25 protein-coding genes and 1 pseudogene are annotated in these 21,517 nt (G+C 66.7%); 13 read left to right on the top strand and 13 right to left on the bottom strand.

From position 1 onward, the window contains the following. Positions 1–10: 10 nt before the first annotated feature. Both ACIPVK_RS13435 and ACIPVK_RS13430 read right to left on the bottom strand, forming a co-directional pair. Positions 11–1,675, bottom strand: coding sequence for an ABC transporter substrate-binding protein (locus ACIPVK_RS13435; protein ID WP_407612479.1), 1,665 nt, complete (start codon positions 1,673–1,675; stop codon positions 11–13). A gap of 281 nt (positions 1,676–1,956) precedes the next feature. Next, positions 1,957–2,565 carry an NAD(P)-dependent oxidoreductase gene (locus ACIPVK_RS13430; protein WP_407612478.1) on the bottom strand — a complete coding sequence of 203 codons (609 nt, stop codon included), beginning with the start codon at positions 2,563–2,565 and terminating at the stop codon, positions 1,957–1,959. Positions 2,566–2,673: 108 nt separating this feature from the next. Here ACIPVK_RS13430 and ACIPVK_RS13425 point away from each other — a divergent pair, with 108 nt between their 5' ends. From ACIPVK_RS13425 to ACIPVK_RS13415, 3 genes are all read left to right on the top strand, one after another. Then, positions 2,674–3,051 carry a winged helix-turn-helix transcriptional regulator gene (locus ACIPVK_RS13425; RefSeq protein ID WP_407612477.1) on the top strand — a complete coding sequence of 126 codons (378 nt, stop codon included), beginning with the start codon at positions 2,674–2,676 and terminating at the stop codon, positions 3,049–3,051. 115 nt (positions 3,052–3,166) lie between these two features. Then, positions 3,167–3,619 (top strand): DUF4383 domain-containing protein, encoded by a 453-nt coding sequence (locus tag ACIPVK_RS13420; RefSeq protein WP_407612476.1) that lies wholly within the window; start codon positions 3,167–3,169, stop codon positions 3,617–3,619. Between the two features lie 209 nt (positions 3,620–3,828). After that, positions 3,829–5,292 (top strand): L-lactate permease, encoded by a 1,464-nt coding sequence (locus ACIPVK_RS13415; RefSeq protein ID WP_407612475.1) that lies wholly within the window; start codon positions 3,829–3,831, stop codon positions 5,290–5,292. A 21-nt stretch (positions 5,293–5,313) separates the two neighbouring features. Here the strand turns inward: ACIPVK_RS13415 and ACIPVK_RS13410 are convergent, their stop codons facing one another. The 3 genes from ACIPVK_RS13410 to ACIPVK_RS13400 all read right to left on the bottom strand — a co-directional run bounded on the left by ACIPVK_RS13410 (position 5,314) and on the right by ACIPVK_RS13400 (position 7,381). Then, entirely contained in the window at positions 5,314–5,610 is a 297-nt protein-coding gene (locus tag ACIPVK_RS13410) for a DUF503 domain-containing protein (RefSeq protein ID WP_407612474.1), read from the bottom strand. A 53-nt stretch (positions 5,611–5,663) separates the two neighbouring features. Further along, complete coding sequence (locus ACIPVK_RS13405) at positions 5,664–6,917, bottom strand: PLP-dependent aminotransferase family protein (protein ID WP_407612473.1); 1,254 nt, start codon at positions 6,915–6,917, stop codon at positions 5,664–5,666. 68 nt (positions 6,918–6,985) lie between these two features. Continuing rightward, positions 6,986–7,381 carry a hypothetical protein gene (locus tag ACIPVK_RS13400; protein WP_407612472.1) on the bottom strand — a complete coding sequence of 132 codons (396 nt, stop codon included), beginning with the start codon at positions 7,379–7,381 and terminating at the stop codon, positions 6,986–6,988. Positions 7,382–7,424: 43 nt separating this feature from the next. Between ACIPVK_RS13400 and ACIPVK_RS13395 the strand changes: the two genes are divergently transcribed. After that, positions 7,425–7,778 (top strand): hypothetical protein, encoded by a 354-nt coding sequence (locus ACIPVK_RS13395; protein ID WP_407612471.1) that lies wholly within the window; start codon positions 7,425–7,427, stop codon positions 7,776–7,778. A 113-nt stretch (positions 7,779–7,891) separates the two neighbouring features. Here the strand turns inward: ACIPVK_RS13395 and ACIPVK_RS13390 are convergent, their stop codons facing one another. Continuing rightward, positions 7,892–8,293: a helix-turn-helix domain-containing protein gene (locus tag ACIPVK_RS13390; protein WP_407612470.1), complete on the bottom strand. Its 402-nt coding sequence runs from the start codon at positions 8,291–8,293 to the stop codon at positions 7,892–7,894. 353 nt (positions 8,294–8,646) lie between these two features. Between ACIPVK_RS13390 and ACIPVK_RS13385 the strand changes: the two genes are divergently transcribed. From ACIPVK_RS13385 to ACIPVK_RS13365, 5 genes are all read left to right on the top strand, one after another. Beyond that, positions 8,647–9,822: an NADP-dependent malic enzyme gene (locus tag ACIPVK_RS13385; protein WP_407612469.1), complete on the top strand. Its 1,176-nt coding sequence runs from the start codon at positions 8,647–8,649 to the stop codon at positions 9,820–9,822. A 223-nt stretch (positions 9,823–10,045) separates the two neighbouring features. Continuing rightward, positions 10,046–10,855, top strand: coding sequence for a Gmad2 immunoglobulin-like domain-containing protein (locus ACIPVK_RS13380; RefSeq protein ID WP_407612468.1), 810 nt, complete (start codon positions 10,046–10,048; stop codon positions 10,853–10,855). A gap of 74 nt (positions 10,856–10,929) precedes the next feature. Further along, positions 10,930–11,223 (top strand): hypothetical protein, encoded by a 294-nt coding sequence (locus ACIPVK_RS13375; protein ID WP_407612467.1) that lies wholly within the window; start codon positions 10,930–10,932, stop codon positions 11,221–11,223. Positions 11,224–11,386: 163 nt separating this feature from the next. Then, a complete protein-coding gene (locus ACIPVK_RS13370) occupies positions 11,387–11,860 on the top strand; it encodes a DUF4262 domain-containing protein (RefSeq protein ID WP_407612466.1) in 474 nt (157 codons plus the stop codon). A gap of 17 nt (positions 11,861–11,877) precedes the next feature. After that, entirely contained in the window at positions 11,878–12,321 is a 444-nt protein-coding gene (locus ACIPVK_RS13365) for a hypothetical protein (RefSeq protein ID WP_407612465.1), read from the top strand. Positions 12,322–12,433: 112 nt separating this feature from the next. On the opposite strand, the gene cycA is transcribed toward ACIPVK_RS13365, so the two are convergent. Next, positions 12,434–13,909 (bottom strand): D-serine/D-alanine/glycine transporter, encoded by a 1,476-nt coding sequence (gene cycA, locus ACIPVK_RS13360; RefSeq protein ID WP_407612464.1) that lies wholly within the window; start codon positions 13,907–13,909, stop codon positions 12,434–12,436. A 208-nt stretch (positions 13,910–14,117) separates the two neighbouring features. On the opposite strand from cycA, the gene ACIPVK_RS13355 reads away from it, so the two are divergent. Further along, positions 14,118–14,963, top strand: a complete 846-nt coding sequence (locus ACIPVK_RS13355) for an HpcH/HpaI aldolase/citrate lyase family protein (RefSeq protein WP_407612463.1) — start codon at positions 14,118–14,120, stop codon at positions 14,961–14,963. Positions 14,964–15,146: 183 nt separating this feature from the next. After that, on the top strand, positions 15,147–15,770 hold the full coding sequence (locus ACIPVK_RS13350) for a class I SAM-dependent methyltransferase (protein WP_407612462.1): 624 nt from the start codon (positions 15,147–15,149) through the stop codon (positions 15,768–15,770). 6 nt (positions 15,771–15,776) lie between these two features. On the opposite strand, the gene ACIPVK_RS13345 is transcribed toward ACIPVK_RS13350, so the two are convergent. The 4 genes from ACIPVK_RS13345 to ACIPVK_RS13330 form a co-directional block, all read right to left on the bottom strand. Further along, the gene (locus ACIPVK_RS13345) at positions 15,777–17,330 is read right to left on the bottom strand and encodes a long-chain-fatty-acid--CoA ligase (protein ID WP_407612461.1); all 1,554 of its coding nucleotides are present in this window, start codon (positions 17,328–17,330) and stop codon (positions 15,777–15,779) included. A gap of 231 nt (positions 17,331–17,561) precedes the next feature. Continuing rightward, on the bottom strand, positions 17,562–18,215 hold the full coding sequence (locus ACIPVK_RS13340; RefSeq protein WP_407612460.1) for an SDR family oxidoreductase: 654 nt from the start codon (positions 18,213–18,215) through the stop codon (positions 17,562–17,564). Positions 18,216–18,377: 162 nt separating this feature from the next. Beyond that, on the bottom strand, positions 18,378–18,842 hold the full coding sequence (gene rraA / locus ACIPVK_RS13335) for a ribonuclease E activity regulator RraA (RefSeq protein ID WP_407612459.1): 465 nt from the start codon (positions 18,840–18,842) through the stop codon (positions 18,378–18,380). A gap of 165 nt (positions 18,843–19,007) precedes the next feature. Further along, positions 19,008–19,421 (bottom strand): winged helix-turn-helix transcriptional regulator, encoded by a 414-nt coding sequence (locus ACIPVK_RS13330; protein ID WP_407612458.1) that lies wholly within the window; start codon positions 19,419–19,421, stop codon positions 19,008–19,010. Between the two features lie 183 nt (positions 19,422–19,604). Between ACIPVK_RS13330 and ACIPVK_RS13325 the strand changes: the two are divergent. Further along, positions 19,605–19,979, top strand: a pseudogene (locus ACIPVK_RS13325) (alcohol dehydrogenase catalytic domain-containing protein); the annotation flags it as partial. Positions 19,980–19,994: 15 nt separating this feature from the next. Here the strand turns inward: ACIPVK_RS13325 and ACIPVK_RS13320 are convergent. Beyond that, a complete protein-coding gene (locus ACIPVK_RS13320) occupies positions 19,995–20,144 on the bottom strand; it encodes a hypothetical protein (RefSeq protein ID WP_407612457.1) in 150 nt (49 codons plus the stop codon). Between the two features lie 97 nt (positions 20,145–20,241). Between ACIPVK_RS13320 and ACIPVK_RS13315 the strand changes: the two genes are divergently transcribed. Next, positions 20,242–20,553, top strand: a complete 312-nt coding sequence (locus ACIPVK_RS13315) for a zinc-binding dehydrogenase (RefSeq protein ID WP_407612492.1) — start codon at positions 20,242–20,244, stop codon at positions 20,551–20,553. Between the two features lie 75 nt (positions 20,554–20,628). Here ACIPVK_RS13315 and ACIPVK_RS13310 read toward each other — a convergent pair whose 3' ends face one another. Next, positions 20,629–21,474: a fumarylacetoacetate hydrolase family protein gene (locus tag ACIPVK_RS13310; protein WP_407612456.1), complete on the bottom strand. Its 846-nt coding sequence runs from the start codon at positions 21,472–21,474 to the stop codon at positions 20,629–20,631. Positions 21,475–21,517 lie beyond the last annotated feature (43 nt).

Below are 21,517 nucleotides of genomic sequence, written 5' to 3'. Positions count from 1 at the left end.
CGGGGCCCGGCTACTTGGCCAGCCAAGTGTCGAAGAACGTCGGGGTGGCCACGGCGGTGGTGGCTCCCACGTTCTTCAGCTTCCCCGAGTACAGGAAGTGGTTCTGCTGGTTGTAGAGCGGCAGCAGGTAGTGTCCCTCGAGCACCAGCTTCTGCGCCTGCGCGTACTTCTCCTTGCGCTCAGCCTCGTCCGCGGTGGAACCTGCGGTATCCAGCAGCTCATCGAGTGCCGGGTCCTTGACCTGGGAGAGGTTGGCGAAGTAGCCCGAGGGCGCGGGGATGGTGGAGTCGGAGTGGAAGAGGATGCTCAGCACGCTGGGGCCGACCTTGGTGTAGGGCGCGGAAACCAGGTTGTAGTTGTTCTTGAACAGTTCGCCGTACCAGCTGGAGAGATCCAGCAGGCTGATCTTGATCTCGATGCCCGATTCCTTGGCGGTGGCCTGCAGCTGCTCGAAGAGCGACTGCTCGGCGGGGATCGACTGGCTGGTGCTCACCGGGAAGGTGAGCGAGAGGCGCTTCCCGTCCTTGGTGCGGTAGCCCTCGGCGTCGCGTTCGGTCCAGCCGGCAGAATCCAGCAGCTCCCCGGCCTTGGCCGGGTCGTAGCCGAAGAGCGATTCGGCGGAGTAGGCCAGGGGCTCGACGCTGGAGAGCGGGGAGTAGGAACGCGGCGCGGTGCCGAAGAAGAGCGAGTCGACGCCCGCGTTGACGTTGACCGCGTGGATGAAGGCCTCGCGGACCAGGGCGTCGTTGAACGGGGCCTTGGAGGAATTCAGCTCGATTCGGTTCGAGGCGCCGGGGCGGGGTGCGTCCAGGTGCTCGATGCCCTGGGACTTCGCGGCGGCGGCAATGGTGTCGGGCTGGGCGTTGTCGATGACCTGGACCTCGCCGGCCTGCAGCGCGGCGTAGCGGGTGGCGGCCTCGGGGATGAAACGCCAGGTGATGCCGTCCAGGTAGGCGGCGCCCTCGTGGCCGGGCGTGGCCACAGGCTGCACGTAGTCCTCGTTGCGCACCAGGTTCACCGCGTCCTGCTTCTTCCACGAGGCGACCTTGAACGGGCCGGTGCCCACGGGTGCGGCGCAGTTCTCTTCCTGGCTGCGCTTGAGCGCCACCGGGGACTGGATGGAGACCCACGGCATGGAGAAGGACTCGAGCAGGGAGTTGTCAGGCGTCGTGAGCTTCAGTTCGAGGGTGGCCTCGTCGATCGCCTTCATGGAATCGATCTTGCCCAGGGCCAGGAATCCGGTGGAGGATGCGGTCTTGGGATCGAGCAGATGCTCGAAGTTCGCCTTGACGGCCTCGGCGGTCAGCGGTGTGCCGTCGGTGAAGGTGATGCCCTCGCGGATCTTCACGGTGCGGGTCAGTCCGTCCTCGGAGACGGTGGAGTCCTCGGCCAGCCAGGGGATCAGCTTGCCCTCGGCGTCCTTGGTGTACAAGGTCTCCAGGTACTGGGAGGAGACAAGTGCCTGCGGATAGTTTCCGCCCACGTGCGGATCCAGGCAGGACGGCTCGGCATCGCCGGAGGCGTAGACCAGGGTGCCGCCGGTGACCGGGGGACCTGCATCGCTACCTGACTCGGGTGCCGTGGTGGCCGGTGCGCAGCCTGCGAGCACCAAGGCCGCGGCCAGGGCCGTGGCGGCCGGGAAAAGGCGAGTTGCCAAGGGGCGAACGTGTCTCATGATGCTGCTTCCTGCGAACCGGTGAAGTGATGTGTGGCGGCCTGCCGCGACGCTCCCGGGGCGGAATGCTGCCGGGGGCACGGAGGGGCACCGCCATCAACCATAGTCCTCGGGGAGGGCCCGGCGCAGGCGGGTGTGCGCGAGTTCATAGCCCCGGGCGGGCGTACCCGGGAAGGGGGTTAACGGCGATCGGGTGCGGCGGAACCGTTATTGCCGGTCCCACCACACCCGTTGCGTGGCGTTTGAATGAATCACGGACGCCGTCACCGGTCGATAAATGACTAGGCGCTGGCCACCGTGAAGCGGCGGTGTTGGTGCTTGGGATCCTCGAGCTCGTCCAGTGCGGCAACGGCGAAGTCCCCGGTGCTGACGTGGTTGCCCGCGGGGGAGTCGTTGCCCAGGACGATTGCGCCGGAAGGCTCGCCCGGTGCGATGACCGGTGCCGGTGCCAGCATCGTCCAGTCCAGGCCGGAGGCCGAGGTGTAGAAATCAAGGACCTCGCCCATGGTGCGGGCCTCGGGCATGTATTCCTCCGGGAAGCCCGGGGTGTCGACCAGGCGCACGCCGTCAACCTCGGTCGCGCCGGCGCCGCCGACGACGAACACGCGGGCCGGGACAAGGGTCTCGGAGATTTCCTCGTGGGCGTCGATGAACGGCTGGTGGGCCTCTCCCGTGCGCGACGGCGGAACCGAGAAGACGACCACGTCGTTGGTGGTGGCCAGCGCGCGGTAGGCGGCCGAATCGCCCAATTCGGCGATGCTTGCCGACGCTGCACCCTCGACTTCACGTCCGCTGCGCGACACCGCGGTGACCTCGTGGCCACGCTTGGCTGCCTCGGCGACGATCTGGCTGCCGACCATTCCGGTGGCTCCGTAAACGGCAATCTTCATGGGCTGTTCCCTTCTCTCTGGTGGTGCGGGCCATACCGGCCCGCACAGTTGCATGACGTCCATGGTATCCAATTGATATCGAGTACCTCAACGTAATATGGTTACCTCATGGATACTGAGCAGCGGGCCTTCGATGTCATGAGCCCGGACTGCCCCTCGCGCTCGATCATGCAGCGCATGGGGGACAAGTGGACGCCGTTGGTGTTCCTGGCCCTGGAATCGGGGCCGCGCCGGTTCTCGCAGCTACGGCAGGACATTGGCGGTGTCACACCCAAGGTTCTCACCCAAACCCTGCGCTCCCTAGAACGTGACGGGTTGTTGACCCGGACCATTTATCCCGAGGTGCCGCCGCGGGTGGAATACGAACTTACCGGCCTCGGCGCCACCTTGCTGGGACCCTTGGAAATCATGCGGGAGTGGTCGCAGGACCACGCGGAAAAAATCATCCGGGCCCGGAACGACTACGACGAACTCAACGAGGCGTAGGGCTCTTCCTGAAATTTTTTTGTGCCGCGGGCAATCCGTCCGCGCCGTGGTTCCGAATGCCTGATGTCAGCAACGCACCCGCGTTGAAAAGCGACAGGAACTCAAGGAGCCCATCATGGCCTCGACACACACCGACACCCACCGCTCGCTTGTCCAATACGTGGCACTGGCCGTTGGCGCGGTCTTCCTGCTGGTTGGAGTCCTGGGGTTCGTCCCGGGCCTCACCAGCAATACCGAACACCTTGGAATGGCCGGACACCACTCCGACGCAATGTTGCTTGGCATCTTCCAGGTCTCGGTCCTGCACAACGTAGTCCACCTGCTCTTCGGCGTTCTTGGCGTCACGCTCTGGCGCAGTGCCGCGAAGGCAAAGACCTTCCTCGTCGTCGGCGGGATCATCTACCTGGTCCTGGGCTTCTACGGAGTCTTCATCGACCAGTCCAGTGCCGCGAACTTTGTCCCGGTCAACACGGCGGACAACATCCTGCACTTCGCGTTGGGCGTGGGCATGGCAGGACTGGGTCTGGCCCTGGGCCGGAACCTGACCCCGGCCCGGCGTATCGCCTAAGCAAGGCCCAATCACAAACTGAATCAGATCCCGGGGACCGCCGTACGTTCACTTTGTGAAACGTGCGGCGGTTCTCGGTTGTCATGACCTCATGGCACTGTCGCCGCAACCAAGTCGTTGTTCTTGCGTCGGACAGGTATCGTCAATCGCAGCAGACCCTGCCGCGTGAAACCCCCTTGTGCGGCAACCCGAACAAAGGAACCGCCTCCATGCTGGCACTGGCTGCCGCCTCCCCGATCGTGGTGGCCATGGCCTTGTTCCTGGCCCGGACGAAGGCCACCACCATGGCCATCTATTCATTGCTCACCGGTGTGCTCGCGGCGATCTTCTTCTTCCCCACCCCGGTCGGCGAACTCTTGCGGGCCGGGGCCATGTTCGGCCCCACCATTCTCGAGGTGCTGCTGATCCTTTTTGGCGGCGTGCTGCTCTCGCGGATCACCTCCGAAACCGGTGCCATGGACAGGATCTCGGGCTGGCTGCGCCAAAGCGCCTCGAACCAGCAGGCCGGAACCGTGCTGGTGATCTTCGGGCTGGTCCCCTTCGCCGAGTCGGTCACGGGGTTCGGCATCGGTGTCACCGTGGGCGTCCCGCTGCTGATTCAACTGGGGCATTCGGTGAAGCACTCGGCGATCCTGAGCCTGCTCGGGTTGGTGGCCGTTCCCTGGGGAGCACTGGGTCCTGGAACGCTGGTGGCAGCGGATCTGGCCGGACTGACCCTCTTCGACGTGGGTGTCCGCTCCGCGCTGCTGACCCTGCCGGTGGTGCTCGGCGCGGGAGTCACCGCGTGGCTCGTGCTGCGCGGGGAATCGCCCAGGCCCGGTCGGCTGCTGGCGCACCTGGCGGGTGCCGCGGTGCTGCTCAACGCGGGCATCCTGGCCGCCAACCTGCTCATGGGCACACCGCCGGCGGGCATCGTCGGCTCGCTGCTGGTGTTGGCCGTGCACCTGGCGGCCTTCAAGATGGGCGGGTCGCTGGTGCCGGCCGGCCGCGAGGTCTGGGTGGCGTTGCTGCCCTATGCCGTGCTCACCCTGGGACTGCTGGCGGCCCGCGCGCTCAGCTCGCCGATGGAGGCCTCGCTGCTCAAGCGCGCACTCACCAGCGGCGGGGTCTGGCTGATCGTGGCCTGCCTGGTCGCGCAGTACGGTTCGGCCTCCCTTGGCGGGGGGACCGCGAGCCTGGGCGCCCGCGCATCCCTGGCCTACCGCAGCTGGATTCCCGTGGGAATCGCCACCGGCGGATTCACCATCCTGGGCGCACTGCTCGCGGCCACCGGCATGGGCCGGGAACTCGGTGCAGCGCTGGCCGGGATCGGTGCCGGCTACCTGGTCCTGGGGCCGGTCGTCAACGGGTTGGCCGGATTCATTTCCGGGTCCAACACCGCGGCAAACTCCATGCTGGCGGCAACCCAGGCGCAGGCGGCCACGTCCATGGGCTCGTCGGTGCTGCAGATCGTCGCGGTCTCCAACGTCACCGCGTCGATGGCCACCATGCTGGCGCCCTCGAGGATCCTGCTGGCCTACGAAATGGCGGTCATTCCCGTCGCCGCGGCCCCCGGCCCGGACGCGGCGCCGCCGACCGAAGGGGAGGTCACCGCATGGATTGCCCCTCGGCTCGGCATCCTCTTGGCCGTTGTCTGCACCCTGTTGGGCCTGGTCACCTGGGTTATCCACTAGCAACCGACGTGGGCCGCACGCCTACTCGTCCTCGGAAGACCCCAGGCGGCGGCGTGCGCTGAGCAGTTGCACTTCCGGGCGTGCCGCGACGAGGCGCTCGATGCCGTCCAGCACCTCGATCACGTGCGCGGCGTCCGCGGCGACGAGTCCCGCCGCCAGCCCGGCGCGCCGGTGAAGTTCCTGGCTTCCGCTCTCCGCGACGGAGACCTCGAACCGGTGCCTGATCTCGGCGAGTATCGGGCGCACGACGGTGCGCTTCGCCTTGAGCGAATGCACGTCGCCCAGCATGAGGTCGAACTCGATCCATCCAAACCACATGGATACATCATGCGCCACGCGTCGTCGCGTTGCCCCGAAGGACGGGAGCTTTTCTAGCGGACGCCGTTCTCGGCGATGGCCTCGGCCAACACCGGGGCCAGGCGCTTGACGCCCTCGCGGATCTTTTCCTCGGGTACCGCGCTGAAGGCCAGGCGCAGCCGGTGGCTGGGCCCGTCGTGGGGGCTGAAGGCGGCCCCGGGGATGAAGACCACGCCCGCCTCGATGCCCTTGGACAACAGTGCGTAGGTGTCGATTCCCTCCGGCAGCGTGACCCAGATGAAGAAGCCGCCCTCGGGCCGGGTGTACTCCACGCCCTGCGGCATGTACTCATCCAGGGCCCGGAGCATCGCCTCGCAACGCGCGGCGTAGAGCTCCCGGTAGGTCTGGATCTGCCCGCGCCAGTCATGCTCCGCGAGGTACTTGCTGATCAGCATCTGGTTGAACGTTGCCGGGCAGAGCGTGACGGCCTCGGCGGCCAGGTAGAAGCGGCGGAAGAGGTGGGGCGGGACCACCGCCCAGCCGATGCGCAGGCCGGGGGCCAGGATCTTGGAGAACGAGCCCATGTAGATGACGTGTTCGGGGTTATCGGCGCGCAGCGGCTTGATCGCGTCCCCGGAGTAGCGCAGCATGCCGTACGGGTTGTCCTCCAGGATGAGGATGTTCTCGGCGATGCAGATCTCGGCGATCTCCGCGCGACGCTCGGCGGCCAGGGTGATTCCCGAGGGGTTGTTGAAGTTGGGGATCGTGTAGAGGAACTTGATCCGTGCGCCGGCCTCGCGCAGTTCGGCGATGCGTTGGCGCAGGGCTGAGGGAACGAGCCCGTGTTCGTCGGTGGCGACGGGTTCGGCACGCACCTGGTACGCCTCGAAGGTGTTCAGGGCGCCCACGTAGGTCGGGTCCTCGCACAGCACGGTGTCCCCGGGGTTGCAGAAGACCTTGCAGGCAACATCCTGTGCGGCCTGTGACCCGGTGGTGATGACAATGTTATCCGGGTCGACCCCGGTGATCCCTTCCTCGGCCATGACCTCGCAGATCTGGGCGCGCAGCTCCTCGGTGCCCTGTCCGCTGCCGTATTGCAGCGCGGTCATGCCCTGGGTCGCGATGAGCTCCGAGGCCATGGCCCCGAGCTTTTCCAGGGGCAGCGACTGCAGGTAGGGGTTGCCGCCGGCCAGCGAGACCAGCGAGGGGTCGAGGGAGAGTTCGAAGACGTCACGGACCGCGGATTGCTTGATGTGCGATGCGCGCTCCGAAAAGAGCGATTCGTGCGCGGCCGCACGCTCCATGGCGATTTCGGTTTCACTGCCCATGCCGGGTTCTGTTGTTGAGGTCACACCGGAACTTTATCAACACTTGTTGCCTATAAGTCAACATCTGGCTATTTCTGGCTCAGTTTGTCAGTGATGTCCGTGCCGTCGACCAGGATCTTCGCTTCCCCGCTCCCGGCCGCAACCATGGCCGTGTAGGAGAGCTGGGCAATGATGCGCGGATCATCGCAAATGCCGCCGGAGCTGAGGTCCCCGGTGAGTTCGACGGTCACGGTGTCACCCCACACCGAAGAAGAGACGTAACTCAAATTCGAGCCCGCGAGCGCATTCATGAGACCCGATTCGCCGTGCACGGTGTCCTTGTTCTCAAGCAGGTCACTCATCGACGCCTCCACCTGGCTGGCGTAGATCACGGGCCCGGTTTCGGTGGCGACGATGCTGTCGCCGCAACCGATCATCGGACCGGCCTGCCCCTGGTCGCCGAGTGCCACGTAGAAAATCGTCAACGAGGAGGTCGATGTCTCCGGAAGGGTGGCGGACGGCGGGGCGGTGGGTAGGGGCGAAGGAATCGGCGACGGCACGGGAATCGGCGACGGCACGGCGCTGCTGGCCGCAGGGGCGCTCGCCGACGGGGGAGTCGATGGCACTGGCGTGGCAGACAGCGGGGCGCTGGTGGCCCGAGTGGCGGTGGTAGTGGCGGTGGCGCTCGCCGATGCGGCGGCCGAGGGTGAGGGCATCGGCGCGGGTGCACTCGACGGTGCGGTGGTGGCGGAGGGCAGGCCGGTTTCCAGGGTTCCGGTCTCTGTCGGCATCGGGGCCGGTGGAGGGCCGCCGAGGCAACCGGCGAGGGCCAGGACCATGCCGGCACCCGCAAGAGGGCCCAGCGAGAGCCGAATCAAATGATTCCGGAACATGGCGACCCTCTCTTTTCAAGCACCCTCGCCGGCCGCTACGACCACTTAAAACATACGAAGGTCTTGCCCGCCCAAACCAGCACGGTGGAGTTGCGTTTGGGTCTATTCCGGGGTGTCGCTCGGTGCCTCGGTGCGGTTGTCGAGCCAGGCCTGCACGGAGGCGGGACGGATCCTGCGGTGCGTGCCGCGGTATTCGACAGGGATGACTCCGGAGTCGGTGAGCTTGCGCAGGTAGCTGGCCGACACACCCGCCATTTTCGCCGCCTGCGAGGTGTTCAGCAGCGATTCGACGGTGCTCACGCTCACCTCGTCGCCGCGAGCCATGCGCTGCAGGACGTCGATCAAGGCCGCGTGGGCGACATCCGGCAATTGCAGGGTGGTGCCGTTGACAAAGATGGTGGTGTCCGCGGACTCTTCGAGGGCTGCCGCGAGCCGTGCCGCAGCCTTCTTTTCCAGGGCGGGAAAGGCCGTGGCCTTGCTCAATGACGGTGTTGGAGACGACATGTTTCCATCATGCACGATGCCGCGCCAAAGCGCCGGTCGGAAGCGTTGGCCATGCGTGTCGACGCATCGAAACCGGAGGCGCCCGGCAAGCAGAGGGCGGCGAATGTTTCAAGATGGTTGCGCCAAGTGGTGGCGCGGGTGCGGCGAAATGCCGTAGTGTGAGGACCACGGTCTAAAGAAAGTACTGACCAGTGCGCATCGCCTGAGCCCCCACCCCGGGCCGGCAGACGCACAGCGAGGCCAACTAGTAAGCGATCACCACGTCGACGTGGATCTGCCGAAACCTGCGACATCTACGATCATCGAATCGATTCCTCGCTCCGACACAATTCAGAACTTTCAAGGAGACATCCATGTCCATCGACACCTCACTTAACGCTGCCGCCACCATCACCGAAGCCGACATCTTCGACGCCCACATCGGCGGCAAGCTCAGCGTTCAGTCCAAGATGCCGCTGACCACCAAGCGCGACCTCTCCATTGCCTACACCCCGGGCGTCGCGCAGGTTTCCCGCGCCATCGCCGCGGACCCGGCCATGCACGCCACGCACACCTGGGCCTCCCGCCTGGTCGTGGTGGTCTCCGACGGAACCGCAGTGCTGGGCCTGGGCAACATCGGCGCCGCCGCCTCGCTTCCGGTCATGGAAGGCAAGAGCGCGCTCTTCAAGGAATTCGGCGGCCTGGATTCCATCCCGCTGGTGCTGAACACCACCAACGTCGACGAGATCATCGAGACCCTCATTCGCCTGCGCCCGAGCTTCGGCGCCGTGAACCTCGAGGACATCTCGGCCCCGCGCTGCTTCGAGCTCGAGGAACGCCTCATCGAGGCCCTCGACTGCCCGGTCATGCACGATGACCAGCACGGCACCGCCGTGGTCGTCCTGGCATCCTTGATCAACGCGGCCAAGGTCGCCGGCAAGGAACTGGGCCAGATGCGCGCCGTGATCTCGGGTGCGGGCGCCGCCGGCATCGCCATTGCGGAGATCCTCATCAGCGTCGGCCTGGGCGATGTGGTGCTGGTCGATTCCAAGGGCATCATCCACCGCGACCGCGACGACCTGAATGCCGTGAAGGCCAAGTACGCCGCCGTCACCAACAAGGACGGCCTGATCGGCGGCATCCGCGAGGCCCTCGACGGCGCCGACGTCGTCGTTGGAGTTTCCTCCTCCAAGTTCGTGGAAGAGGACCTGGCGAAGATGAACGAGAACGCCATCATCTTCGCGCTGTCCAACCCGGACCCGGAGGTCATGCCGGATGTCGCACGCAAGTACGCTGCCGTCGTGGCCACGGGCCGCTCGGACTTCCCGAACCAGATCAACAACGTCCTGGCCTTCCCGGGCATCTTCCGCGGTGCCCTGGATGCCGGCGCGCGCCGCATCACCTCCGCAATGAAGATTGCGGCAGCGCACGCCATCGCCGAGCTGGCCCAGGACGAGCTCTCCAGCGACTACATCGTTCCGTCGCCGCTTGACCCGCGCGTCATGCCGGCCGTCTCCGCCGCCGTCGCGGAGGCTTCGAAGGGCCAGTAGCGCCTCGGATTCATTCAACGGCTCTGGCCGGCCGCCTACGGGTGGCCGGGCCAGAGCCGTCCGGGGTTAACGGACCATCCGCCGGCGGGGAGGTCGGGGAAACCGGCTCGTGCGCCGACACGGCGGAGGCGCTTGCCGGGGTGGCGGCGTGCATCGAAAACGTCACCGAAATGCGGCCTGCCCGGCCTTGTTTGCATGGTGTTCCGATAGTTACGGTGCAGCCATGAACGAGAACACAGCCCCGTCCGACCGTGGCCGGAAAACCGTCATCGTACTGCTTGCCGCGGCACTCGTGGCGGCGGCTGTCTGGATCGCGATCATGCTGATGCAGCAGGCCGGCGGCCCCGGCCAGGACGGCCCGGGAACGACCGCGGCCCCTCAAACCACCGCCTCGCCCAGCTCTCCGGTCACTTCCGCCCCGACCCCGTCACCGACGGCGAGTGCCTCGGATTTGCCCGGCACCCCGACCCTGCCCGCCGCCGAGGCGGCCACTGTCGTTTGGCCGGATCCGGGAGGCACCCTGCGCTATGGGACCCCGGAAGACGCGGCCGAGGGATTCGCCGAGGATTTCGCCGGGTTCACCGACCCGGTCTATGGCGAATTCATGCAGGGGGACGCACGCTCCGGTGAACTGGAGATCCGTGCCCTCGCGGACGGGGCCGTGACCACCGTCTTGCTGCGGCAGCTGTCCGACGGCCAGTGGTACGCCATCGGGGCGACCAGCAGCGAGATCCAGCTTGATGTGCCGGCGGCCGGTGAGATGATCAGCGCCCCGGTGGCGCTTTCCGGATCCTCCCGCGCCTTCGAAGCGACCGTGAACGTCGAAGTCCGTGCCCACGGAACGGCGGAGCCGCTCGGAACCGGGATCGTCATGGGCGGATCCGGACCCGACCTGGGTCCGTTCAGCGGGAGCGTCCAGTGGGGCAACCCCGGCACCGGCTCCGGCGCGCTGCTGCTGTTCGTGTCCAGCGCCAAGGACGGAAGCGTGTGGACGGCCGCCGCGGTGCCGGTCGGATTCGCCGCACAACCCTAGAAATGATCGACCGTCGGCGATCCCCCTGGCAGGCTCGGGGCCCTGGCCGGCGGGCGCCTTGAACACGGCGAGAATTGCTGGGTCCGTTCGGACCCGGATCCCACGCAGGGGACCCGCCGCCGTCGGCGGCAAGACAGGTTCGCACCATCGGCCCCTGGCGCAAGTGCATATCCAAGCCGAACCAACACATCCTGCCCACGCAGCAGAAGCGCGGCCTGGCCAAGACCGAATACGTCGAAGGGACGCTGCGGAGCAAGATCTTCGGGCACGACCGGCTTCCGGAGAACCACCCGGGTGCCGCCTACCGCAACGCCTTCGGGCCGCTGGGCACAGCGTCAAGGCAGGAAGCCGTGGTGGCCGGGGTGTAGCCACTGCCCGCCACCGCGATCGCCGAGATCTGGACGGCGGATTGGCCGTCTTCCCGGTTTCGGGAAGTTATCCACAATCTGCGCAAAAGCGCCCCACGGCCCGATGGAACGGCGAACACTTGGTGATGTCAGTGAAACATCGAGACGAACCAGGAGCAGGACCATGTGCCTCCAGTGCGATGGGTGGTCGGCCGAAGCAGTCGAGCGACGCATTAACAACCTGATCGAGCAGCACGGCTGGGCCATCCAATACGTGGAGGACCCCAACCCCCGCAGGTGCTTTGGCTACACCATGGGGCTCACGAAGCGCGGCGAGCCCGAGTTCCTGGTCCGCGGCCTGGACATGGAGGAGACCAACCAACTGCTTAACTGCTTTGCGACGTCGGTGGCCCGCCGCCACGAACACTTCGACGACGGCCACACCTCCAATGGGCCCACCGGCCAGAAGCTGTACTTCTCCACCATGCACGGGGCCACCAAGTTCGCCCTGGGGGCTTATGCCCGCTACGGGCACGGCACGAGGGTCCTGGAAATCCATTTCATGGACCGCGACGTGCCGCCGCCCTCGTCCGCCTTGATGTTCGCGTCCATTTCAGCACCGGCAGGCTACGGCCCGGTCGCCGGCCGGAAACGCTAAGGGCAGGGGGCAAGGACATGTTGTTTGGACCAGCCGTGGATCCCGAACACCTGGCGATGCTGCAACCGTTTCGGGAGATGATCCGCCGGGAGGACTACGGCATCGTCATCGACTCGGATTCGGAGCACCGGCTGCAGGTTTGCTATTCGGTCGGCCTGACGGAAAAGGGCCTTCCCGAGTTGATTGCCGGAATGGAGGACTTCACCGAATTTCCCCAGGGGACCCCGAGCTTGATGCACCACCTGGTCCGTACGCTGCTGGCACGCGGCGCGAGCTACGGGGAAGGCGACGTCTTCGAGTTTCACGGGCAGTGGATCCGGCTGGTACCCGAATCCCTGTATATGGCGCACTGCGACGTGAACCTCGGGCTTTACGGCGAAAAGTTCTCCCTGCTTCAGGTCGCTGCCTGCTCCCCGGAGCCGACGGAACGCAAGCATGCCCAGCCGATTTGCCTTAATTGACGTTCCGGGCCTTGAAAGGCCTGGCCGGCTTCCCCTCCCATATGAAAGACGGCGGCTGGGAGAACCCGTAAATAGGGTTCTCCCAGCCGCCGTCTTGACGTGTTGCGGAATGCTAGGCGCGCAGGCGGGCCCTGCGTGCGGCGTGCTCGGCAGCGACCTTGGCGTCGTGCTCGGCACGGATTGCCGCGTGCGCCGGGTTGCGGCGCAGCACTAGATAGCCGATGCCCAGCGCAACGAACCAGATCGGGGTGAAGATCAGGGCCATCATGGTGTCGGGCTGGGTGGTCAGGGCCCAGATGATGAAACCGAAGAAGGCCAGCACCACATAGGGCATGAACGATCCGCCTGGCATCTTGAACTTGCTGGCCGCATTCAGCTCCGGACGGCGGCGGCGGTAGACGATGTAGCTGATCAAGATGATCGACCACACGAACATGAAGCACAGCGCGGAGATCGTGGTGACCAAGGTGAAGGCCTCGGCAACCGAGCCCTCCGCGTAGAGCAGTGCCACGCCGGCGAGCAGGAACATGCAGGAGAAGATCAGCGCGTTCTTGGGGACCTTGCGGCTCGAGAGTTTTCCGAAGGCCTTGGGTGCATCGCCCTCTCGGGCCAGCCCGTAAACCATGCGTGAAGTGGAATATATGCCAGAGTTCGCGCTGGACGTCGCCGAGGTGAGTACCACGAAGTTGATCACGCCCGCGGCGCCGACCAGGCCGGCCAGGGCAAACATGCCAACGAACGGTGATTCGTCCGCCGAGTAGCTGGTCCACGGGCGGACGGCCATGAGGATGACCAGGGCGCCGACGTAGAAGAGCAGCACACGGATCGGGATGGAGTTCACGGCGCGGGGAAGGTTCTTTTCCGGATCCTTGGTCTCCGCCGCCGCGGTGCCGACCAATTCAATGCCGACGAAGGCGAACACCGCGATCTGGAAACCTGCAACGAAGCCCATGAAGCCGGTCGGGAACATTCCGCCGTGCTCCCACAGGTTGGTGAAGGAGGCGCGTGCGCCATCGGTTTCGAAGCTCATGATGATCATGACCAGGCCGACGACGATCAGGGCCATGATGGCGATGATCTTGATCAGCGCGAACCAGAACTCGGTCTCGCCGAAGGCGCGGACCGTGGGAAGGTTCAATGCCAGCAAGACCAGGATGCAGAGGATGGCCGGGATCCACAGCGCGAGGTCGGGCCACCAGAAGGCGACATAGTGGGCAATGGCCACCACGTCGGCGATGCCGGTGACGATCCAGCAGAACCAGTAGGTCCAGCCGGTGAAGAAGGAAGCCCACGGGCCCAGGAGGTCGCCGGCGAAGTCCCCGAAGTTCTTGTACTTCAGGTTGCTCAGCAGCAATTCGCCCATGGCACGCATGACGAAGAACAGCATGAATCCGATGATCATGTAGACGAAAATGACCGAGGGGCCCGCGACCGAGATGGTCTTGCCCGAGCCCATGAACAGGCCCGTGCCGATGGCACCGCCGATGGCCATGAGCTGGATGTGGCGGTTTGAAAGTGCCCGCTCGAGAGGCGGATTGCCGTCGGGGGACTCACCACCCGATGCTTGTGTGAGCGTTTGTTCTGTCATGGTGCTGACTATCCTTGGGGATTGGTGGCGCTTCGTTGTGACGGCCGATACAGAGCCTCAAAAACCCTACTTCAATTTGGGTGTCGCGCGAAACATGGGCGTCGAGTTAGTCACACCGAAGGCCCATTTCTCGGCCTTTCGCGGCTTTGTGTACGCGCCGACCCTTCCGCGTTGGTACCTTGGTGCGCGAAGTCGGTAGGCTGGAGGCATGGCATTCCGTAACCGTCGCGCAGCTAACCTTCCGGCAAAACTTTCCCGCTCTTGGCTGCTAGTCAACGCCTCGAAGCCCGAGGACTTCGCCCCGGCGCTCGCGTCCGAGGCCGACTCGGTCATCTTTGACATGGAAGCCGCCGTTCCGGACGACAAGAAGGATGCCGCACGCGAGGCCGTGGTCGAGGCACTGTCCACCGGCATGACCGCCTGGGTGCGCGTCAACGGAATCGACACCGACTTCTGGGCCAAGGACCTGGCCGAGCTGTCCAAGGCCCCGGGCCTGCGCGGGGTCATGCTGGCCATGACGGAAAAGCCCGAGCAGGTCACCTACACGGCCATGCGCCTGCAGGCAGGCACCCCGGTGCTCGCCCTGGTTGAATCCGCACTCGGCATCGAGAACGCCACGGCGATCGCCTCGGCCCCCGGCACCTTCCGCCTGGCCTTCGGCGTGAACGACTTCCGCAAGGACACCGGCGTCTCCGGCGACCCGCTCGCTCTGGCCTATGCCCGCGGCAAGCTCGTGGTGGCATCGCGCGTGGGCAAGCTCCCCGGCGCCATTGACGGCCCGCCTGCTCCCGGCGCAGACGCCGCCGAGGTCCTGGCGGACTCCGCGATCACCGCCTCCATGGGCATGACCGGCAAGCTGGCGCTCTCGCGCACCCAGGTCGATGAGATCAACCTCGGCCTTTCGCCCAGCACCGACGAGCTGTCCTGGGCCCACGACATGCTTGACGCCCACGCGGCCGGTGCCACGGTCGGCGACGGGTCCTACCTCCCGCGTCTGGCCCGTGCCCAGAAGATCGCGGACCTGGCCGATTCCTACGGATTGTGGAACGCCTAAGACTTCCGGTCGCCTCCGGGTGACCTCGGGCCCGGCAGGCGCGCATCACGGCGCACCCGCCGGGCCCGTTTCTTTTGTGCCGCGCGACGTGGCGGATCTCCGTCCGCTTGCTTGCACGGCGCAGGGGGCAGAGACTGTTGACATGGGCGACAAAGGATCCAACCAGTCCGAGGCCTGCGCCTGATGGCCGGCCTCTACGCGAAGTACGTGCTGCCGCGGATCGTCGCTTTCGCCTGCGGCAACGGGTCCCTGGACCCGTTGCGCGCCAGGGTGTGTACGGGGCTCGGCGGGCGGGTGCTGGAACTGGGTTTCGGTTCGGGCAGCAACGTGGCCCACTACCCGGCGGCCACCACCGAAGTGGTGGCCATTGAACCCTCAGACACCGCCTGGCGGCTTTCGGACGGCGTGCGTGCCTCCTCGGGCACGCGGATCGTTCGCGGGTCGCCGGACGGCCAGGATCTGGCGGAGCCCGACGGCTCCTTCGATGACGCGTTGAGCACCTTTACGCTGTGCACCATCCCGGATGCCGCGGCGGCCCTGGCCGAGGTCCGGCGGGTGCTCAAGCCCGGCGGGGCGCTGCACTTCCTGGAACACGGGCTGGCGCCCGATGAAAAGGTCCAACGCTTCCAGCGACGGGTCGAACCCATCCAGAAGGCACTGGCCGGCGGCTGCCACCTCACCCGCTCCACCGCGCAAATGATTCGCGATGCCGGGTTTGAGATCACCGAGCTGGACACGTTCTACTTTCCCGGTGCCCCGCGTTTCGAAAGCGCCTACAGCCTGGGGGTGGCAACCCGTTCCCGATGACGTCGGCTACTCCTTGCCGTACCGGGTGACCAGTTCACGCTTGAGCACCTTGCCGCTGGGACCCAGCGGGAACTCGGCCACGATCTCCACCAGCCGCGGATACTTGTACGCTGCAAGCCGCTCCCTGGCGTAGTCGCCGATGGCCGTGGCATCCAGTAGGCTTCCGGCCAGCAGGGTCACCGCCGCCACGATCTCCTGGCCGTGCTTTTCGTCGGGGACACCGAAGACCGCCGCATTGGTGATCTCCGGATGGGCCACCAGCACTTCCTCGACCTCGCGCGGGTACACGTTGTAGCCGTTGCGCAGGATCATGTCTTTCTTGCGGTCCACGATGGTGAGGTAGTCGTCCGCGTCCTTGGTTCCCAGGTCCCCGGTGCGGAACCAGCCGTCCACCATGGCCTCCGCGGTGGCCTCCGGACGGTTCAGGTACCCGGAAAAGAGGTTGTGCCCGCGCACCACCAGCTCCCCGAGTTCCCCGCGCGGCAGCAGCTCGACGGTGTCGTGGAACTCGGCGCGGGCGATTTCCACCTCCACGCCCCAGATCGGCTGTCCGATGGTTCCGGGTCTCGGTTCCTTGCCGACATGGTTGAAGCTGGCGACCGGCGAGGTCTCGGTCAGCCCGTAGCCCTCGTGGATGAGCGCGCCGAAGCGGGCGTTGAAGGCCTCGAGCACCACCATGGGCAGCGAGGCGCCGCCGGAGACCGCGTAGCGCAGTTCCGGGGCGGTTTCCGGGCGCGACTTAACGGCCTCCAGCAGTCCCAGGTACATGGTGGGGACGCCGGCGAAGATGTGTACGCCCTCATCGAGCACCATGGACAGGGCAGCCTCGCCGGTGAACTTGGGCAACAGCAGCAGTTCGGCGCCGGCGCGCAGCCCGGCGTTGAGCACCACGGTCTGCCCGAAGGTGTGGAAGAGCGGCAGGCCGCCGAAGATCTTGTCGCCGGCGCGGATGTCCAGGGTGTTGAGCAGGATGACGTTGACTTGTTCCACCAGTGCCAGGTGGGTTCCCAGGGCGCCCTTGGGCTTGCCGGTGGTGCCCGAGGTGTAGAGGATGGTGGCGATGTCCAGCGGGTTGCGCGGCAGATAGGTGTCGATGGGCGTCGCCGCCGCGGCCAGGTCCTCGAGGCGTGGCAGGTCGCCGGCCTCCGGCGCCATGACGGTGAGTACCTCGGCGCCCGCGGATTGGGCGCCGGGTGCTCCCTCGCCCAGCAGCGGGGCCGCGCAGACCATGAGCTTCACCTGCGCGTCGGTGAGCATGTACTGGATTTCGTGGCGTTTGAGCAGCGCGTGGATCGGAACGACGACGGCTCCCAATGACAGGATTGCGTAGTAGACGCGCGCGAAGTCGGTGACATTGGGGATGAGCACGGCAATGCGGTCGCCCTCGCCGATTCCCGCGTCCCGCAGGGCGCCGGCGTAGGCGCGGGTCTGGTCCCACAGTTCCTCGTAGCTGGTGCTCGCGCCGCCGAACGTGATGGCCGGGCGGGTGGCGTGGCGTCGGGCCGATTCGGCCAGGATTGCTGCGACTGAGAGGGTTGCGTTTGCTGTGGGGGTGCTCACTGCTGCGGCTCCATGGATCGATGTGGGCTGTGTCACACCAGTCTTCCGTGGAACTCCATCTCATGTCAAGGAACTGAGTTCCATTTATGTCGGGCTGCGGGCGGCCCCGGGGTCAGCGGCGCGCGGTGGAGGCGGAGCCGGCGACCGAAAGCGTGCCGTCGGTGAATTGGACGGTGCCCTCGGTCGCCGTCGCGCCGTTGCGGCAGGCGGGGCGCCTCCCGGCGAAGGCGGTCAGCTGCCGGAGGCCATGACCTGGGCGACGGGGACGTCGCCGTCGCTGAAGTTGATGGTCCGGCCGATGCTTGCCGGCTCGTCCAGTGCGGCCACGATGGCCAGGGCGGTGTTGGCCCGGGAGGTGGAGGTGTCGGCCGCCGGGTCCGGCTCCGGGTTCAGCAGCCCCGTGGGCTCCGCCAGGGTCAGGGCGCCGGGTCCCAGGATGGTGTAGTCCAGGGCGCTGGCGCGCAGGTGTTCGTCGGCGGCGATCTTGGCGGCCATGTACGGGTAGAACGGGTCATCCAGCGGCACCAGGTATTCGGTGGAGGCGGTGAGGAAGGAGACCATGACGAAGCGCTTGGCCCCGGCGATCTCGGCCGCGTTCATGGAACGGATGGCGGCGTCGCGGTCAACTGCATAGGTGCGGTCGGGATTTCCGCCACCGGCCCCGGCCGACCAGACAATCGCGTCGGCGCCCTTGAAGGCCTCGGCCATTTCGGTGGCCGTCGCGTTTTCGACATTCAGCACCAGGGCCGTGGCGCCGGTGTCCTGTACATCCGCGGCGTGGTCGGGGTTGCGGATGATGGAGGTGACCGCATCGCCGCGCTTGGCCAATTGGGCGGCTGCAAGCAGCGCGACCTTGCCGTGGCCGCCAATGATCGTGACCTTCATGAATTACCTGCCCCTCATTTGGTTCTACACCGTGGCAGTGGCCACGGATTTGTTCCTGCCGTCGAGCCTACACAAGAACAAGGATGGGGCATGGCTTGTTCCCGCGGCCGCCCGCCGACCCGACGGACGGCCGCTTTCACGCGGTAGCGGCAGCCGGGGCGATCAGGCGGCGACCAGGATCCCGTCCTCGTCCGAATAGAGCATCGCACCGGGTACGAACGTGACGCCGCCAAAGGCCACGACCAAATCCACCGCGCCGACCGAGTCCTTGGCGCTCTTGCGCGGGTTCGAGCCCAGGGCCTTGATCCCCAGCGGGGTGTCGGCCAGGGCCACGCGGTCGCGGATCGCGCCAAAGATCACGACACCCGCCCAGCCGTTTTCCACCGCGGCGGCGGCAATCATGTCGCCCATCAGCGCGGATTCCAGCGACCCGGCGCCGTCGACGACCAGTACGGCGCCGTTTCCGGGGGAGTTGAGCAGGGACTTGACCAGACCGTTGTCCCGATAGCAGCGCACCGTGCGCACCGGGCCGCTGAAGCGGGGATGGGCACCGAGGTTCTCAAATTGCAGGGAAACCGATTGCAGGGTTTCATCGTTGTCGAAGAGGTCGCAGGTGGTAAACGTCATGTGCCCCAGCCTACGAGTTGTGGCGGCAATATCCATGCGCGGTTACGTCGGAGCCGATTTTTGGTCCGGGCCCCGGATTGGCGTGGCATGTTCGCGCCGTCAGGGGGATCGGCCGAGAGGGAACGGCATGTCTCTCCGGATCCGGCGCGTGCCTGGCACCGGGTCTCAGGCGGTGCCCTCCGCCTGGTCGAATCGGGTGCGGTGGTCCTGGATCTCGTCGTGGTGGGTGCCTGCCCAGTCGATCAGTGTGGTGACGGCGATGAGCAGGGTGGTGCCCAGATCCGTCAGCCCATACTCCACCCGTGGGGGCACCTCTGGATAGGAAGTCCTGGTGACCAGCCCGTCACGCAGCAGTTGGTGCAGCGTGTGGGTGAGCATTCGCTGGGACAGGCCTTCAATGGAGTGCAGCAGGTCGGTGTAGCGAAGCGGCCCGCCATTGAGCGAGCTGACCACGAGCACGGCCCACTTGTTGCCCGCGCGCTCGATGATCTGCCGGATGGTTTCCCCGTGTTCCGCCGGCCAGCGGGAGCATGGCCCGGACAGTGCCCCGGCCTGCCCTGTGCTCGGGTCGTGTTCCATGGCGCACCTGCCATTCCGCTTACGCACACGCGTGTGCCTTTTGTATCGATTTCAATACTGTCCCAGTATGGAGTTACACGCCATGCAGGCGAAAGCGGGCCAGGTCCTGGGCCGCGACCATCGGCTCGGCGGTTCGTACCGGGCTTCGGTTTCGCCCGCAAGTCACCGCGGAGGCTTCATCCGATGCGGCAGAATCGCCCGCCCCACCCCCAACCCGTAAGGAATGCCATGTTCATGCGCGCCGCAACAGTTTCCCGCTTCGGTGGACCCGAGACAGTCGAGATCACCGAGGTCCCGGTACCCGTACCGGGACCCGGCCAGGTGAGGGTCAAGGTGGGCGCGGCGGCGCTGAACCCGGTGGATGTTGCCATGCGTTCGGGGGTCTTCGGCGGCGACGGGGAGCGAATCGGCTTGGGCTGGGATGTTGCCGGCACGATTGATGCCGTGGGGACCGGGGTCGACTGGACGCTCGGGGTCCGGGTCGTGGGCCTGGCCACGGGCCACCACGAGCCGCTGGGCACACACGCCGATTATGTCGTGCTCGATGCGGAGGCGGTCGCCCCCGCCCCTGCCTCACTCGACGACGTCCACGCCGCGGTGCTGCCCCTGAACGCGCTGTCCGCGGCGCAGGCCCTGGGCCTGCTGGCGCTGCGACCGGGGCAACGCCTGCTCGTCACGGGCGCGGCCGGCGGGGTCGGGGGATACGCCGTGGAATTGGCCCACTGGCAGGGCCTGGAGGTCACCGCGCTGGCCTCGGCCGGCGACGAACCCTCCCTCGTCTCTCGCGGAGCCAGCCACTTCCTGAGCCGGGGGGACGGCCCTGGAGCGTGCGGGTTTCGACGGCGTGTTCGACGCCGCCGGTCTGGGGCACGCGGCGATCTCCGCCGTCCGGGATGGTGGTTCCTACGTTGGCTTGTGGCCGGGGCGGGAACCCGATGCGGAACGCGGCGTCCGTGTCGACGCGCTCACGGTGCGGGCCGACGGTGCCCAGCTCGCCGAGCTCTCTCGACTCGCGGACCAAGGCAAGATCGGCACCTCCGTCGCACAGGCCTACCCGCTGGGGGAGGCGGTGGCAGCCCACGCCCGGTTGGCCGACGGCGGCCTGCGCGGACGGCTCGTCCTCATCCCCTGAGGCAGGCTGACCCGCTCCCGCCGGCGGCCGCGGAGGACCGCCGGCACTTGGGGAATGGCCCGGTGAAGCAGTCGCCTAGAGGAAGGTGTTGCTGCTGGTGCCCAGGGACTCGATGGTTGTCTCCAGCACGTCCCCTGCCTTCAGCCACGGGTGGCGTCCGGCCTCGTTGCGGCGGCCCAGGGCCACGCCCGCAGGGGTCCCGGTGAGGATCACGTCGCCCGGGCGCAGCTCGTTGAACACCGACAGGTAAGCCACCAGCGCGGCGGGGGAGAAGACCAGGTCGGAGGTGGAGTCCTCCTGGACCACCTCGCCGTTCACGCGCGTGGTGATCTTCGCGCCGGTGGCGAAGTCCTCCGGGCTGACCAGCCAGGGGCCCAGCGGGGAGGCCGCGTCCCAGCACTTGCCCTGGGTCCACTCGGAGGTGCGGCCCTGGTAGCCGCGCATGGACACGTCGTTGGAGACCGCGTAGCCGGCAATGTGCTTGTGCGCCTCGGTTTCGGTGATGCGGCGCCCCGGTTCCCCGATGATGACCGCCAGCTCGCCCTCCCAGTCGATGCGGTGGTCCTCGGCCGGGATCTCGATGGGATCGTTGGCACCGGTCAGCGAGGAAGCGAACTTGGTGAAGACCGTCGGGAACTCGGGTTCCTCCTTGCCGACCTCCGCAATGTGGTTGCGGTAGTTCAGGCCGATGCAATACACCTTGGCCGGGTTGGTGATCAGCGGGGCGTAGTCGGCCTCCGCCAGGTCGGTGGCGGTGCCGGTGGCTGCCGCGCCCAGGGCGGAGGTGCGCGCCTGCGCGTCGGCGGCCAGGAACGCTCCCACGTCGGCGAAGCCGTCGAGCTCGGTGAAGTGCTTCTCGGTGATCAGGGCGGCAAAGGTGGTTTCGGGCGCACCGGCCCGGCGCAGCGTAGCTAGTTTCATGCCCTTATCCCATCACATGCCCCTCCGGGTGCGGGCACCGGTG

Source organism: Paeniglutamicibacter sp. MACA_103 (genome assembly GCF_045798555.1).
In the GTDB taxonomy this organism is placed as follows: Bacteria; Actinomycetota; Actinomycetes; order Actinomycetales; family Micrococcaceae; genus Paeniglutamicibacter.
This window is presented reverse-complemented; position numbering and strand designations above follow the sequence as displayed.

What these genes read in the sequence shown, in the direction of transcription:
- ACIPVK_RS13435 (WP_407612479.1), bottom strand. Translation starts at nt 1,675, where the DNA reads ATGAGACACGTTCGCCCCTTGGCAACTCGCCTTTTCCCGGCCGCCACG.
- ACIPVK_RS13430 (WP_407612478.1), bottom strand. Translation starts at nt 2,565, where the DNA reads ATGAAGATTGCCGTTTACGGAGCCACCGGAATGGTCGGCAGCCAGATC.
- ACIPVK_RS13425 (WP_407612477.1), top strand. Translation starts at nt 2,674, where the DNA reads ATGGATACTGAGCAGCGGGCCTTCGATGTCATGAGCCCGGACTGCCCC.
- ACIPVK_RS13420 (WP_407612476.1), top strand. Translation starts at nt 3,167, where the DNA reads ATGGCCTCGACACACACCGACACCCACCGCTCGCTTGTCCAATACGTG.
- ACIPVK_RS13415 (WP_407612475.1), top strand. Translation starts at nt 3,829, where the DNA reads ATGCTGGCACTGGCTGCCGCCTCCCCGATCGTGGTGGCCATGGCCTTG.
- ACIPVK_RS13410 (WP_407612474.1), bottom strand. Translation starts at nt 5,610, where the DNA reads ATGTGGTTTGGATGGATCGAGTTCGACCTCATGCTGGGCGACGTGCAT.
- ACIPVK_RS13405 (WP_407612473.1), bottom strand. Translation starts at nt 6,917, where the DNA reads ATGGGCAGTGAAACCGAAATCGCCATGGAGCGTGCGGCCGCGCACGAA.
- ACIPVK_RS13390 (WP_407612470.1), bottom strand. Translation starts at nt 8,293, where the DNA reads ATGTCGTCTCCAACACCGTCATTGAGCAAGGCCACGGCCTTTCCCGCC.
- ACIPVK_RS13385 (WP_407612469.1), top strand. Translation starts at nt 8,647, where the DNA reads ATGTCCATCGACACCTCACTTAACGCTGCCGCCACCATCACCGAAGCC.
- ACIPVK_RS13380 (WP_407612468.1), top strand. Translation starts at nt 10,046, where the DNA reads ATGAACGAGAACACAGCCCCGTCCGACCGTGGCCGGAAAACCGTCATC.
- ACIPVK_RS13370 (WP_407612466.1), top strand. Translation starts at nt 11,387, where the DNA reads ATGTGCCTCCAGTGCGATGGGTGGTCGGCCGAAGCAGTCGAGCGACGC.
- ACIPVK_RS13365 (WP_407612465.1), top strand. Translation starts at nt 11,878, where the DNA reads ATGTTGTTTGGACCAGCCGTGGATCCCGAACACCTGGCGATGCTGCAA.
- cycA (WP_407612464.1), bottom strand. Translation starts at nt 13,909, where the DNA reads ATGACAGAACAAACGCTCACACAAGCATCGGGTGGTGAGTCCCCCGAC.
- ACIPVK_RS13355 (WP_407612463.1), top strand. Translation starts at nt 14,118, where the DNA reads ATGGCATTCCGTAACCGTCGCGCAGCTAACCTTCCGGCAAAACTTTCC.
- ACIPVK_RS13350 (WP_407612462.1), top strand. Translation starts at nt 15,147, where the DNA reads ATGGCCGGCCTCTACGCGAAGTACGTGCTGCCGCGGATCGTCGCTTTC.
- ACIPVK_RS13340 (WP_407612460.1), bottom strand. Translation starts at nt 18,215, where the DNA reads ATGAAGGTCACGATCATTGGCGGCCACGGCAAGGTCGCGCTGCTTGCA.
- rraA (WP_407612459.1), bottom strand. Translation starts at nt 18,842, where the DNA reads ATGACGTTTACCACCTGCGACCTCTTCGACAACGATGAAACCCTGCAA.
- ACIPVK_RS13330 (WP_407612458.1), bottom strand. Translation starts at nt 19,421, where the DNA reads ATGGAACACGACCCGAGCACAGGGCAGGCCGGGGCACTGTCCGGGCCA.
- ACIPVK_RS13310 (WP_407612456.1), bottom strand. Translation starts at nt 21,474, where the DNA reads ATGAAACTAGCTACGCTGCGCCGGGCCGGTGCGCCCGAAACCACCTTT.